Annotated in this window: 13 protein-coding genes; 2 read left to right on the plus strand and 11 right to left on the minus strand. The window is 32.6% G+C overall.

Translation table 11 applies throughout. From position 1 onward, the window contains the following. Positions 1-19: 19 nt before the first annotated feature. Positions 20-1,282, minus strand: coding sequence for a DNA polymerase Y family protein (locus ABV008_RS15885; protein WP_352420825.1), 1,263 nt, complete (start codon positions 1,280-1,282; stop codon positions 20-22). 420 nt (positions 1,283-1,702) lie between these two features. On the opposite strand from ABV008_RS15885, the gene pepT reads away from it, so the two are divergent. Then, a complete protein-coding gene (gene pepT / locus ABV008_RS15890) occupies positions 1,703-2,926 on the plus strand; it encodes a peptidase T (protein WP_352420826.1) in 1,224 nt (407 codons plus the stop codon). 113 nt (positions 2,927-3,039) lie between these two features. Here the strand turns inward: pepT and ABV008_RS15895 are convergent, their stop codons facing one another. The 9 genes from ABV008_RS15895 to ABV008_RS15935 form a co-directional block, all read right to left on the minus strand. Further along, positions 3,040-3,993 (minus strand): NAD(P)-dependent oxidoreductase, encoded by a 954-nt coding sequence (locus tag ABV008_RS15895; protein ID WP_352420827.1) that lies wholly within the window; start codon positions 3,991-3,993, stop codon positions 3,040-3,042. Positions 3,994-4,183: 190 nt separating this feature from the next. Beyond that, the gene (locus ABV008_RS15900; RefSeq protein ID WP_352420828.1) at positions 4,184-5,524 is read right to left on the minus strand and encodes a TldD/PmbA family protein; all 1,341 of its coding nucleotides are present in this window, start codon (positions 5,522-5,524) and stop codon (positions 4,184-4,186) included. Then, entirely contained in the window at positions 5,524-6,912 is a 1,389-nt protein-coding gene (locus ABV008_RS15905; protein ID WP_352420829.1) for a TldD/PmbA family protein, read from the minus strand. The genes ABV008_RS15900 and ABV008_RS15905 overlap by 1 nt, the downstream gene beginning before the upstream one ends. A 130-nt stretch (positions 6,913-7,042) precedes the next feature. Further along, on the minus strand, positions 7,043-7,999 hold the full coding sequence (locus ABV008_RS15910) for an ABC transporter ATP-binding protein (protein ID WP_352420830.1): 957 nt from the start codon (positions 7,997-7,999) through the stop codon (positions 7,043-7,045). Next, a complete protein-coding gene (locus tag ABV008_RS15915; RefSeq protein WP_352420831.1) occupies positions 7,992-9,017 on the minus strand; it encodes an ABC transporter ATP-binding protein in 1,026 nt (341 codons plus the stop codon). The genes ABV008_RS15910 and ABV008_RS15915 overlap by 8 nt, the downstream gene beginning before the upstream one ends. Before the next feature lie 12 nt (positions 9,018-9,029). After that, on the minus strand, positions 9,030-9,965 hold the full coding sequence (locus ABV008_RS15920; protein WP_352420832.1) for an ABC transporter permease: 936 nt from the start codon (positions 9,963-9,965) through the stop codon (positions 9,030-9,032). Positions 9,966-9,978: 13 nt separating this feature from the next. Then, complete coding sequence (locus ABV008_RS15925; RefSeq protein ID WP_352420833.1) at positions 9,979-10,914, minus strand: ABC transporter permease; 936 nt, start codon at positions 10,912-10,914, stop codon at positions 9,979-9,981. Between the two features lie 76 nt (positions 10,915-10,990). Continuing rightward, the gene (locus tag ABV008_RS15930) at positions 10,991-12,718 is read right to left on the minus strand and encodes a peptide ABC transporter substrate-binding protein (RefSeq protein ID WP_352420834.1); all 1,728 of its coding nucleotides are present in this window, start codon (positions 12,716-12,718) and stop codon (positions 10,991-10,993) included. A 238-nt stretch (positions 12,719-12,956) separates the two neighbouring features. After that, positions 12,957-13,094, minus strand: coding sequence for a hypothetical protein (locus ABV008_RS15935; protein ID WP_352420835.1), 138 nt, complete (start codon positions 13,092-13,094; stop codon positions 12,957-12,959). A gap of 185 nt (positions 13,095-13,279) precedes the next feature. Here ABV008_RS15935 and ABV008_RS15940 point away from each other — a divergent pair, with 185 nt between their 5' ends. Beyond that, positions 13,280-14,332, plus strand: coding sequence for an ArsR family transcriptional regulator (locus ABV008_RS15940; protein WP_352420836.1), 1,053 nt, complete (start codon positions 13,280-13,282; stop codon positions 14,330-14,332). 109 nt (positions 14,333-14,441) lie between these two features. Here the strand turns inward: ABV008_RS15940 and ABV008_RS15945 are convergent, their stop codons facing one another. Beyond that, on the minus strand, positions 14,442-15,227 hold the full coding sequence (locus ABV008_RS15945; RefSeq protein ID WP_352420837.1) for a serine hydrolase: 786 nt from the start codon (positions 15,225-15,227) through the stop codon (positions 14,442-14,444). Between the last annotated feature and the right edge of the window lie 12 nt (positions 15,228-15,239).

A 15,239-nucleotide genomic window follows, 5' to 3' on the forward strand; every position in this document is an offset into this window, starting at 1 on the left:
CTTATAATATTTTATGAAATTATAGAATACTAGACATAACTGGATAATCTTCTGCTCCAAATCCTCCTATCATAGGTCTTAGACCACTGTGTACGAAAACTCCTCTCATTATAGAATAGTCTCCATACTTTTCTCTTATGGTATCTACAGCTTTGTCTACCTTTTCCAGCTTTAATTTATTCTTTTTATCAAACAAAGTTAGTTGCGTCATAAGATTACTTACAAGCTCAGATGCCCTAACATTGAACTTTCTGATAGGCAGTCCATCCCACATTTCATCAAAAAGCTTCTTTGATATTTGGTATATCTCATATGTACTGTCTGTAGGTGACAATAGTTTTCTTTGATGAACCTTATATACAAAAGACGAACTAGTTAAAGAAACAGCCACTACATTACATTTAACCTCTCCTTGTCTGAGCCTTCTCGAAACAGTTTCTATAAGACTTAGTAATATTATATATGCCGTTTCACTATCCTCTACATCAAAAGAAACTGTAGTGCCATTACTTATGCTTTTGAAAGGTATATTTTGTTGCCAGTTAATATTAGAGTCATCTATGCCCCATGCATATTGATAAATTAGTCTCCCATGTGATTTAAACTTATTTGATATTAATTTGTAATCACTATTTGCCAAATCACCTATTGTGTATATTCCTATTTCATTAAGCTTAGGTTTAGTTTTAGAGCCTACCATAAATAACTCTTCTACAGGAAGAGGCCAAAGCTTTTTCTTTATTTCTTCTGGATAAAGTGTATGAACCTTGTTAGGTTTAGAAAGTTCACCTGCTTGCTTGGCAAGAAGCTTGTTTGTAGATATGCCTATGTTTACTGTAAATCCTAATTCCTTATGTATTCGTTCTTTTATGGTATATGCTCCATCTACAGGTGTTCCAAAATGCTCCTCCATTCCTGTATAATCAAGAAAACATTCATCTATACTAAAGATTGATATATTTGGAGAGTATTCTCTTAAAAGAGATATAAGAGCCTTGCTACATTTAATATATAAATTATAATTTGGAGGAACGATAATTAAATCCTTGCACTTGGTTCTTGCTTCCATAATGCTTTCTCCAGTTTTTATTCCTGCTTTTTTAGCTATAGTAGATTTTGCTAAAACTATACCATGCCTCGCTTCTTGATTGCCTCCTATTATGGAAGGAAGTTCTCTTAGATCCCTATCTACACCTATTTGCTTTTCATATGCAGCCTGCCATGATAAAAAAGCTGAGTTCACATCTACATGCATTATAATTTTGTTTTTGCCTTTATTCATACTATCCCCACCAAATATTTTATCGAACATATGTTCGTATTTCTATTATATCACTAAATTTAAATTTTTAGAAGTAAAAAACAATAAAAAAACTACAGGGGGGGTAGCCCTGTAGTCAAAGGGGGGAATCATTATTAATTTTGGGGGTAGTTTATATAATTGATAATAGTTATCAACTATTTATTATAATATTACCCAGGGTTAATAATACTAAACATTTATATACAAATTTTTTTATTATTCTTAGTATTATTCTGTCTAACCATGGTTTAACAATAGTTAACGATAGTTTAACTACTGTTCAACTACTGCTTAACTATATTTTTTGTCCCAAGTTCTTCTATTTCTTTTATGAATGCATTATAATAGATATTAAATGAAATAGTATATATTAATATATTTTAAGAGGTGAAATATGTAATGAAAAAGGTAGTTGATAGGTTTTTAAATTATGTGGCTATAGATACGAAATCAGAAGATGATTCTCCAAACTTTCCTAGTTCAAAAAAACAATTTGAACTGGCAAATCTTTTAGTTAAGGAATTAAAAGAACTAGGACTTAATGATGCTTCAGTAGATGAAAACTGCTATGTAATGGCTACTCTTCCTTCAAACACGGATAAATCTGTGCCTGCTATTGGTTTTATTGCCCACATGGATACTAGCCCTGATATGTCAGGAGAAAATGTAAAGCCTAAAATAGTTGAAAACTATGATGGTGGAGATATTATTTTGAATAAAGAAAACAATATAGTTTTATCTCCAAAGGATTTCCCTGAGCTTAAAGATTACATAGGCAAAACTTTAATTACTACAGATGGTACTACTCTACTAGGTGCAGATGACAAAGCAGGCATAGCAGAAATAATGAGTGCTATAGAGTACCTAGTTAATAATCCAGAAATAAAGCATGGTGATATTAAGGTCGCTTTTACACCAGATGAAGAAGTGGGGAGAGGTGCAGACTATTTTAATGTAGAAAAGTTTAATGCGGATTTTGCTTATACTGTAGACGGTGGTGGATTAGGAGAACTAGAGTATGAAAACTTCAATGCCGCTGGGGTTAAGCTAGTTATTAAAGGTAGAAATGTACATCCTGGAACTGCTAAAAATAAGATGATAAATTCAATAGAAATAGCTATGGAGCTAAATTCTATGCTACCTGAAAATCAAAAGCCAAAGTATACAGAAGGCTATGAAGGATTTTTCCTTCTTTCATCTTTAAATGGAGATGTTGAAGAAACAAAAGCAAGCTATATTATAAGAGACCATTTTAAAGATAAATTCGAAGAGAAAAAAGCACTTATGCAAAAAGTAGTTGATTTCTTAAATACTAAGTACGGAGAAGGTACTGTTCAAGTAGAAATTAAGGACCAATACTACAACATGAAGGAAAAAATAGAACCAGCCATGCATATAGTTGACACTGCTAAAAAAGCTATGGAAAAGCTAGGCATCACCCCTATAATAACTCCTGTACGTGGTGGTACTGATGGTGCAAGACTATCATACATGGGACTACCTTGCCCTAATTTATTTACTGGCGGACATAATTATCATGGAAAATATGAGTTTATCTGTACGGAATCTATGGAAAAAGCAGTTGAAGTGATTTTAAAGATTATAGAATTATATAGTAAATAGTAAAGTAAGATGTTTCATGACTCAACAGTCATTTTGCGAATAAAATACTCTTCTCTAGCAAAAGCAATTAATATGACAGCTAGAGAAGAGTATTTTTGTTGTTAATAATAGAATTATATCACTCTGTTTTGTGGATTTCCTTCAATCCAACAAAGTATGTTTTCAAAGGTGATTTGTGCTCTTCTTTTCATAGCTTCTTTTGTTGCGAATCCTATATGTGGAGTTAGTACTGTATTTGGAGAATTGAGTAATGGATATTCCAATGGAAGTGGTGGTTCCATATCAAATACATCTATACCTGCTCCTCCTAAGTTTCCATTCTTTAGTGCTTTAGCTAATGCCTCATTATCAATAATAGGTCCTCTAGCTGTATTTATGAGCAATGAATTTTTCTTCATTAGTTTTAATTTTTCTGCATCTATTAGACCTCTTGTTTCTGTTGTAAGTGGAATATGAACAGTTACTATATCACTTTCTTTTAATAACTCTTCTAAAGGCAGGTATCTTACCCCTTTACTTACAAGGTCTTTATTCTCACTTCTGTTGTAAGCTAATACATTACAACCAAAAGCTAATCCTATTTCTGCCACTTTGCTTCCTATAGATCCAGTTCCTATTACTCCTAAGGTTTTACCGTATAAATCTGTTTGACTAAATCCAGCCATGGTTTTTTCTTTTCTTGTGACATCATCTAGCGGAACTATCTTTCTAAGTAACGAAATAATTAATCCATATGTAAGTTCTGCTACTGATGAAGTACTATATCCTGCTGAATTTGAGACTATTATGTGATTTTCTTTGCAAGCCTCTAAATCTATATGGTCTACCCCTGTAAATGCTACTGAAATCATTTTTAGTCTGTCATTTGAATGAATAACTTCTCCTTTTAATGGCATATTAGCTAGCACTACTACATCTATTTCTTTAACCCTTTCCTTCAGTGCTTCAACTTCTGTTACTTTGTTATTATATACTATTAGTTCATGTCCCTTATCAGTAATAGGTTTTGCTATAGCTCTAATTTCTTCTTCTGATATTCCTAAAGGTTCTAGTACAGCTATTTTCATTTAAAAACAACTCCTTTATTTATTGTTTCAATATATTAATACCCTATATTCCAAGACATTAATAATTTTCTCTATATTTTTCTATGTTTTATTATAGCATTTTGAAAAAGAAAATCATAGGCTATTAGGACAAGAAGAGATAAAAAGCAAAAACTAAGTCAAGGGCGAAATTTCGCCCTTGACTTAGTTTTTAGTTACCAGCTATCATTAAGCTGTCTATTTTAATTGAGGGGGATCCAAAATAATTTCCGCCTGGGAATGAGAATTTAGTGTCATTTCCTATGGCTTTTATATCATTTAGCAGTTTATAGAAGTTTCCTGAAATGACTATCTGGCACAATGGTTTTGTTATCTGTCCTTTCTCTATTAAAAATCCATTAGATGACAATGAAAAATCTCCTGATGTTGGATTTATACCAGCATGAAGTCCTTGTATATCTGTGATTATAATTCCTTCATCTACAGTACTTATCATATCTTTTAGAGTGTGCTCTCCTTCTTCAATATACATATTAGTAGCCACTACTCCGATAGAGCTTTTATGAGAGTTTCTAAAACCATTTCCAGTTGACTTTAGTCCCTCTTTTTCTCCTGTCTTTTCATTGTGAAGAAAGGTTTTTAATATACCCTTCTCAATTATATGCTTAGAATAAGTAGGAGTGCCTTCGTCATCAAAGGTTCTGCGCATTATTCCATTATTCATTAAAGGATCTTCTATTATATTTAAGCTGCTAGCTCCTACCTTTTTACCTATTTTGCCTTTCATTAATGATAGATTTCTTTGGACTATATTTCCTAAAAATATTTGAGACATATTACTAAACAAATTTGCTACTACATTATTTCTTAGTATTATTTCATAGTTTCTAGACTCTATTGAAGTAGCTCCTAACATATTCACAGCGTCAGAAGCTGCTTCTTTAACTAGGATATCTTTATATTCATCTAATAAATCGTCTACAACCATATGAGTATAGCCTGTCTGTACATCTTTTCCGTCTTTAGCTACAATAGAAAGATCTATAATTCCTACACTATAGCTGTCCTCTAGCTCTAAGCCTTTTGTGTTTTTTATAAAAACATAATTAGTACGTTCATAATAACTACAAGATTCTACTACCTTTACCCTTTCGTCAAAGGTAAATGCTTCTTTTTCCATAGATTTTAAATAGTCTATTTTCTTTTCATCTGTATAATTACCTAATTTATTGGACTTTTCTTTAATATTTACATATTTATTATCTGGAGCAGATAATACTTCTATGTCCTCTCTATCATTATTTTCTGCATACTGGATTAAATTCTTAAGTAACTCATCAATGGAATCCTCTGTAAACTTTTCAGTATATGAGTACCCCATTTTCCCTTTATAAATACCCCTAAGAGATAGGGCTCTTTCCTCTGCTATTTTATATCCTTCTAGATTCCCTTCATAAATATTGAAGCCAGTAGATGAGTTTTTCACAATAAAGACTTCCATATCTTTGATTTCGTGTTTTTTCCCTTTATTGAATAATAATTCTATATCCATTATGCTTCCTCCCTTCCACCTACAGTCATTGATTTTACTCTAATGGTAGGCTGTCCTGCTCCAATAAATAATGCTCCACTAGCTGCATAACAATAGCCCTGTCCTATTCGAAGGTTGTTAGCTACCATATCTACATCCTGAAGAATCTTGCTACCATTTCCAATTAGAGTAGCACCTTTAACAGGCTTAGTTATCTTTCCATTTTCAATTAAGTAAGCTTCTGAAAGGGAGAAGTTAAAGTCTCCAGTAGCAGGGTTTACAGAACCTGCACTTAAATATTTTGCAAATAATCCGTACTCAGTGTTTGCTATTATTTCTTCTCTTGTGCTACTTCCGTTATCTATATAAGTATTAGTCATTCTAGAAGTTGGTGCAAAGCGATAATTTTGTCTTCGTCCTGATGCTGTTGGCTCAACTCCCATTCTTCTGCCATTTAACTTGTCTACCATATAGCTCTTTAAAATTCCATTTTCAATAAGTATATTCTTTTGAGTTCTTTTACCTTCATCATCTACTCCAAGGGAGCCCCATGAATTAGTAATAGAGCCATCATCAACTAGAGTAACTATGCTTGAAGCAATTTGTTCTTCTAATTTATTGGAAAATACTGAGAGCCCCTTTGCAACTGACGAAGCCTCTAGACTATGACCACAAGCTTCGTGGAACATTAGTCCTCCAAATCCATTGTCAACTACTACTGGCATAACATCTGCTGGACTGTAATCTGCAAGTACCATGGTCTTAGCAGTTCTAGCTGCTTCCCTTGCATAATCTTCAATATTTATTGTGTCGTAAAATTCCAATCCCATTAAAGCACCTGGTCCTATATAACCTGTTTCCATTTGCCCTCCATGCTCCGCTGCTACTAGGATTAACATCCTAGTTCTTACTCTTTTATCCTCTACAAATATTCCTTCTGTATTTGCTATAAGTACATTTTGCTCTTGATCTAAATAATTTACAGTTACTTGAGATATTAGCTCATCATAGTTTTTTGCAGCAGTTGTAGCTCTTTTCATGAGAGCAATCTTTTTTGACAAATCTACATTACTTGGTAATATGCTATATTTATGATTGTTAGGCTCTACTAATTTATCAAAGTTAAATACTAAGTCTTTTTGAGCTCTTTTAAGTGTTTTTGATGCCTTTTTAGTTATGTTTATTAAATTATCCTTTGATAGATCATTGGTATAGGCATACATACTATTTAGGCCATTAAATATTCTGATACCTATTCCATAGTCTCTACCGCTCATACCTCTTTCAATATGTCCTCCTACAGTGGCTATTTCTGTAGAATAATTGTCTTCTATAAATACTTCTGCAAAATCTCCACCACTTGATAAGGCTACATTAAATATATCCTCTATAGTTGCTTTACTTAACATTTTATTGCCCCCTTAATCTGTCCACTTAATTAACAAAAGCTTCAATAAGAACTCTGAATTCAGTGAAAGTTTTTGTTAAAACGCATTTTACTAGAAGTGCAAATTATAGAATCTTTGCTTCCCTGTGCGTTTAAAATAGATGACAAGCAACAAAGTGATCCTTGTCTACTTCCTTTAGTATTGGGGTTACTTTGCCACATATATCTTCAGCATACATACATCTTTGCCTAAATTTACATCCTTCTGGTGGATTAATAGGACTTGGTACTTCTCCTTCAAGCTTAATTCTATTTCTCTTTTCTTCTACTTCTGGGTCTGGTATTGGTATTGCAGAAATCAAAGCTTGAGTATAAGGATGCAACGGCTTTTCATATAAAACCTTATTGCTAGCTAATTCAGCCATTGAACCTAAATACATAACACCTACTCTATCTGAAATGTGTTTAACCATTGATAAATCATGAGAAATAAATAAATATGTTAATCCCATTTCCTTTTGTAGCTTAATCAGCAAATTAACTATTTGTGCCTGAATAGATACGTCTAATGCAGAAATAGGCTCATCACACATTATAAATTCTGGTTCTACCGCCAAGGCTCTTGCTATGCCTATTCTCTGTCTTTGTCCGCCAGAAAGCTCATGAGGAAATCTTAATCTATGCTCAGAGTTTAGCCCTACCTTATTAAGCAGGTCCTCTATTTTTTCACGTCTTTCTGCAGGGCGAAAACTGAGATGAACATCCATACCCTCTGCAATAATATCACCTATGGTCATTCTAGGGTCTAATGAAGCATAAGGGTCTTGAAATATAATCTGAGCTCTACTTTTAAAATTTAATTTTTCACTGCGATTCATAGAGTGAACATCTTTTCCATCAAAATAAACATGTCCACCTGTTGTTTTATAAATGCCTAGTATGGTTCTACCACAAGTAGTTTTTCCACATCCTGACTCTCCTACCAAACCTAATGTCTCACCTTTTTTTATGTTAAATGACACTCCATCTACTGCCTTTAATGTTGCATTTCTGCCTACTTGAAAGTGTTTTTTCAAATCTACTACTTCTATTAAGTTATTATTACTCATATATTTCACCTCTCAATGACTTAGGTCTTTCTACTTTAGGTACATCTGGATGCTGAAGCCAGCAAGATAGTCTATGAGTGCTAGATAATACAGTTACTTCAGGTTTTTCTTCTAAGCATATTTCCATTGCATGTTCACATCTAGACGCAAATGGACATCCTTGTAAAGGAAGTATTAAATCAGGTGGGGTACCACCTAAGGAATATAGCTCCTCTTTGCTCTTAGTATCAAGTCTTGGTACAGAATTTAATAAGGCCCAAGTATATGGGTGTTGACTGTTATAGAAAATCTCTCTCTTAGTTCCTGTTTCTATAATGCTACCTGCATACATAACTTGGATTCTGTCAGCAAAGTTTGCAACTACTCCAAGGTCATGAGTTACAAGGATAATTGCTGTATTAAACTTCACTTTTAATTCATTAAGCAAGTCCATAATCTGTGCTTGAATAGTAACGTCAAGAGCAGTAGTTGGCTCATCAGCTATAAGAATCTTTGGGTTACAAGACAGCGCTATTGCAATCATTACCCTCTGTCTCATTCCTCCAGATAGCTCATGAGGGTATGCCTTTATTCTTTCCCTTGCATTTGGTATATTAACTAATTCAAGAAGTCTAATAGACTCTGCTTCTGCCTCTCTTTTATTCATTTTCTTGTGTATCTTTAAGGCTTCCATGATTTGCTTGCCTACAGTCATAGTAGGGTTTAGAGAGGTCATAGGATCTTGGAAGATCATACTTACATCTTCTCCTCTAAAAGAACCTAATCTCTTCTTGCTCATATTTATAACATTTTCACCATCAAATAAAATCTGTGAGCTAGGCTTTATTTCTGCAGGTGGTTCCTTTAATAATCTTAAAATAGCTTTTGCTGTAACAGTCTTTCCACAGCCAGACTCTCCTACAAGAGCTAACGTCTCTCCTCTTTCTAGGTCAAAACTAATACCTCTTACAGCTTTTACTTCACCTGCATAAGTATGAAATGATATATTTAAATCTTTAACATCTAATATCTTGTCCATAGTCGCTCCTCCTTATTGTCTTAGTTTAGGATCTAGAGCATCTCTAAGTCCATCACCTAATAATGTAAATGACAACATAGTCAAAGCAATCATAAGTCCTGGGAAAAACATTTGATAAGGATAGAAGATAAAGTTTTGCTGTGCTGCTGAAGCTAATGCACCCCAAGAAGTATTTGGTGCTTGAATACCTAGCCCTATATAGGATAGGAAGGTTTCTGAGAATATATAGCCTGGAATATCAAATGTAATAGAAACTAGAATTATCCCAAGAGAGTTTGGTATTAGGTGTTTAGTAATTATGTTCCATGGTCTAACACCCAATGCTTCTGCTGCCATAATATATTCTTGTTGCTTTATCTGTAGCATTTGCCCTCTAACAAGTCTTGCCATACCACACCAACCAGTTAGGGTTAAAGATACAAGCATAGTGCCTAGGCTTTTGCTATCTGTAATTATAGAAATTAATATAACAACTATTAGGTAAGGTATAGAAATTAGAACCTCAACGATTCTCATCATAATTGTATCGACTTTTCCACCAAAATAAGCTGCTATAGCGCCATAAATACTACCTACTACAGTTGCTATTAAAGCACCAGTAATACCTATAATTATAGATACTCGTCCTCCTTGCCAAACTCTAGAGAACATGTCACGACCTAAGGTATCTGTTCCAAACCAATGCTCAGAATTTGGTTTCACATTCTTCATGATAATGCCATTTTCGTCTTCAATCAATTTTTCATATTTGTAACCATTTATATGTGGTCCTATTATCGTCATAATCACTATAAATAAAAGTATTGCAATAGCCAGCATAGCAACTTTATTGGTTTTTAACCTTCTCCAAGCATCCTGCCAATAGCTCATACTTGGTCGAGCAATTGTCTCAGCTGATGAAGCATCTATGCCAACTTTTCTAAATTTATTTGTTGAAATACTTTCCATGTTCTAAGCCCTCCTATCTGCTGTTTTTAGAAACTCTGATCCTAGGATCTACAACCCCATAAAGTAAATCTACCACTAGTTGAGAAACTACAAATAATGCTGCATAGAAAACTGTAGTACCAATAATCATAGTAAAATCTCTATCATTAATAGAATTTATATAGTAAAATCCTAAGCCAGGAATACCAAATATTCTTTCAATTACAAAAGAACCTGTAAAAACACCAGCAATTTGTGGTCCAAGAATTGTAATTGCAGGAAGTATAGCATTTCTAAGTACGTGTTTTCTTACAACATTAAATGGAGTAACACCCTTAGCTTGTGCTGTAAGTATATAATCCTGATTTATTACCTCTAGTACATTTGAACGCATATATCTTCCATATGTAGCTATAGAGCCTAGACACATAGCAGCTGTAGGAAGTATTGTATGCTTGAACTTACCCCAACCAGTAGTTGGTAGCAGCTCAAATTTAACGGTAAATACATATTGAAGTAGTGCTGCAATAATAAACATTGGAACAGTAACTCCTAAAATCGCAATAAACATAACTAAATAATCAGGCCATTTATTTCTGTTTAATGCTGCTACTATACCAAGTGTAATACCTATAGTTACTCCGATAGCTATTGCCTGTAGACCTAGTCTTCCTGATACCTTAGCATTTTTTAATATAGTATTAGTAACTGATCTACCAGGATATCTTAATGACTCTCCTAGGTTACCCTCTGTAAGTATATTTTTCATAAACTTACCATACTGTACAAGAACAGGCTGATCTAGACCATATTTTTTATAATAGTTAATTTTAATTTGCTCTGGTAAATTTTTAGCCATATGTGCCAGTGGATCACCAGGTATGCTATGCATCAAGAAAAATGTCAGCGTTGTGATAATCCATAAAGTAAGCAGCATATAACCAACTCTTTTTATAATATACCTGCTCATAATCTTCCTCCTTACCCTATTTGATAAAATAGCAGTTTATAGGCACAGCCCACAAACTGCTATTAAAGTACTTTTCCTATCTGCCTTGAGTGTATGAGTATTTATATCCTTGAGTACCAAATGGTGTAACTCCTAAATCATGAACATATTTATATCTAAATACATTTGATCTTGGATATACTACTGGCGCTAATGCTGCTTCGTCATATAATAATATCTTTTCAGCTTCTTTAAAGTATTCTAAACGTTTAGTTTGATCCATTTCTTTAGTTGCTAAATTTATAAGCTCATCATATCTATCACTTGCCCAACCAGTTGCTATCGCACCTGCATCTGATTTCAATAAGCTAAGCATTGATATTGGATCGTTAAAGTCTGCTCCCCATGCCATATAGCCTATTTGAAATTCACCTTTTTCAGCTGCTGCATTAAATACTGGCCAGTCAAGTGTTTCTATTTCAAGATTAACTCCTAGGTTTTTAATATACATTTGTTGTAAATATTCACCATAAGTTCTAAACCATTGATCTGTTCCACCTAAACTAATCTTTACAGTAAGCTTAGCTGGATCTGGGTCTAAACCTAGTTCTTCTAATCCTTTAGCTAATAGAGCTTTAGGATCTGGATTATCATTAACTAGTGTTTTAACTGGTTCTTCAACAACAGAACGATATTCTTGGTCGCCAATTGATATACTTGGTGGAACCCAACCTTGAGCTGGTACGTTAACTCCATCGAAAATAACATTAGCTAACTCTTCTCTATTAATAGCAGCGGAGAAAGCTTTTCTTATATTAGCATTTTTAAATACTTCATCTTGAGTATTGAAGAATATAAAGAAGGTAGTAGGATTAATTATTTCAATATGATCTAAGTTTTCATCTGCCATAAATTTTTCTTTCCATTCTGGTCTATTAGCACCTGCCTGGTCAACAGAACCATTAGCTAAAGAGTTATAGACAGCATTTTCATCTTGTATTATTTTAAGGTTAATGTTTTGTAATTTTACTGTATCTTTGTCCCAATAATTATCATTCTTAGTAAGAATTAGTTCACTATTGTGAGCCCATGTTGTTAGTGTAAATGGTCCATTATAAACTAATGTATCAAGCTCTGAACCATATTTGTCACCATGTTGTTTAACTATATCTTCTCTTTGTGGTAGAGTAACTCTTTGATAAGTTAGCTCTAAGAAGTATGGAGTTGTAGATTCAAGAGTTATTTCAAGAGTCTTCTCGTCTATTGATTTAACTCCAAGCTCATCTACTGGAAGCTCACCACGGTTAACCTTAGTTGCATTTTTAATAGACTCTAATAAAAATGCATATGGAGATGCTGTTTCTTGAGCTAGTGATCTCTTAATACCATATTCATAGTCTTGTGCTCTTACAGGTTGCCCATCTGACCACATATTGTCTCTTATTTTAAATGTCCAAACAGTACCTTCTTCATTAGATTCCCAAGACTCAGCACCAGCTGGTGCAATGAAGTTAACAAAGTTCCCATTTTCCTCTTTTTCTTCCAGTCTTGTAAGTGGCTCTAGTACGTTGTTAAGTACTCCATTTGAATACATATCTGCGCCTTTAGATGGGTCTAGTGTACTTGGCTCAGCCACTAAAATTAAATTTAAATATTGTTCACTGTCAATTTCTTTTTTAGTTCCTTGTTCTTGATTTGTAGATTGTTCGCCTTCAGCTCCTTGTTTTGAAACATCAACATCGGAATCGTTTTCCCCACAACCAACAAGAGTTGTTAGGAGTAATACTAATACAATAGCTAGAGATAAATACTTTTTCATATTCATGTACTGTCCCTCCATTTTAATTTTTTGGGCAAGAAAAATTTCTCTTAACCCTAAATATGGTAGCTTTCTGCCAAGTCTGACTTTAATATAAAGATATTTATGTATCTTATTTTCAAGTATAGAATATTTTCTAACATTAGTCAATATTTTTCTAACAATATTTTCGTTAAATTTCTACCTGATCTTGTTAACAACTTTAATCTTCTATAACTGTTTTTTCAATAGTAATTAGTTTCGATTATTCCGTAATAGATGCTTCATTTGCTGTTGTTATATATTCATCATTATTAGAAGAACCTGTTAATTTGCTTAAGGATAGCATTATTACTAAAATAAGCATACTAAATCTTGTGATTCTCTTATTATTCATTCTCAAGCCTATCCTTCTTTAATTTAATAATAATTTCGTTAACATTTTCACAAATTATTATATACTAAATTTTGAGAGCGTTCAATGATTTTCTTATGTTATTAGAATGTTTTCTAATGACATGGCATTGATTTATTTTTTTCAATATTGTATTATGTTACCATAGAATAAATATTTAGGGAGGAAAAAGGGTGGAGTATAAAATAGAATATAACAAGGCAATAGAATTTATTGGGGCCGTATTTAAATATGGAACCAATAAGCAGCAGCAAAATAATTGGAATAGTAAGGAACTTCAAGGGGATTTGTCAAAGGGCTTATTAGATTTTTCTCCAAGTAAGTACGTAAAGGACTGGTTAAAGCATGTAGATGAAAATATTTCGCCTTTTTTGAGAAATGATATAGTTTTTATAGTAGCAAAAGTGCCAGGGGTATTAGACTTTTGCTTTGAATTGGCTGTAAAAAAAGATTTAAATGGTCCGCAAGAGCTAATAAAATCTTTAAAGGATATAGGTAGTATAAAAATAATTCAAACTATTTTTGAAAATTATAACCTAGATATGCCCTTTGAAAGTGAAAATGAAATAATTAAAAATGCTTTAATAAGCTTATACAATGAAGAGATATCTTCACTTTTTATGCAAATTAAAAATCATCCAGAGGAATTTAAGAATAAGGTAATAGAAGCCTTTAAAACTTTTTATGAACTATATTATAAGCCTTATGAAGACAAAGTTTATGACATTATGGATAGAAGATGCATAGAACATAATAAACTATTTCATGAAGACCCTTTATATTTTTTGAATACTATTGGTATAGGAGACTATTCAAAAATCGTTGTGGAAGATAAGGCCCTAAGAATGTTTGTTAGTTTCTATGTTGATATAGGATTATTTCACTATATCATTGATGATGTATTTATATTATTCTTCGGTCATACAATTGAGCACAGATTTGAAAATAAATTAAACCAGGAAAAATGCAAAGCTTTATTTAAAGCACTTTCAGATGAAAAAAGACTAGAAATAATAAAGATTACGAGTAAACGTCCTTGGTATAATAAAGAGTTGGCAGATTATTTTAATCTAACTACTGCTACATTATCTTATCATTTAAATTTACTACTTGACTTAGGTATATTAAATTTCGAGCCTAGCTTTAATAATCGTTACTATTATACAACAAATAAAGAGCACCTGAAGAAATTATTTGAGATGGCCTTTAATGAAATAGTAGATTAAAAATAAGAGACTATGACTTTTTAGTCATAGTCCCCTACTTTATAACCCATAGGAATTCCCTAATTTCTTTAGTGTAAACTTTCTGTTAAATGGATTTCATAAGGCTATCTTATGATGCTTCGAAGCTTTTTCGAAAATAATCAAAAACCACTTTAGAAACCTTCCCGACTATCTCTTTAGCTTCTATATCACTCTCTGCTTCTGTAACAAATACACCTAAGAGATAGTCTATATTATCTAAATAGAATATTCCTACATCATGGCTTAGATTCTTAAGTCCACCAGTTTTGTGAGCTATATCTACATCTTCTAAAAGAAATCTACCTAGACAGTCTTTGTATTTTTGCTTTTTTAATATATCTATCATTAAATCACACATATCTGGAGATATTATCTGTTTTTTATATATGTTTTCCATCAATATTGCCATATCCATGGCGCTAGTATAATTTTCTCTTCCTTCTTTTATAGATTTAAAGTCCATCATCTTCCTAGATAGTTTAGTGTTTTTAAGGCCTAACTTTTCTGCTGTATTATTAATATTATCATAGCCTAATAAATCGATTATTATATTAGTAGCAGTGTTGTCACTTACTATTATCATAAGAGTTATGATATCTATATAGTTATATACATCTATAGTTAAGTCTTTTATTATACTAAAATTAACCTTATCTTCTTCTTTTATTTTTATTTTATCATTAAGCTGGAGTTTTCCTTCTAAAACTTGCCTTAATGCCTCTATCATTATAAGTATCTTTATAGTACTAGCAGATGAAACAGCTCTATTTTCGTCTAATGTATAAATCCATTTATCATTAGTTAAGTCTTTTAAAACTACAGATACATTTGCTTTTGTATCTGCATAGCAGGAATGTATACTTTCAATAAGCATTTTCGCACCTCG

Origin of the sequence: Proteiniborus sp. (genome assembly GCF_040308045.1) — a bacterium.
In the GTDB taxonomy this organism is placed as follows: domain Bacteria; phylum Bacillota; class Clostridia; order Tissierellales; family Proteiniboraceae; genus Proteiniborus.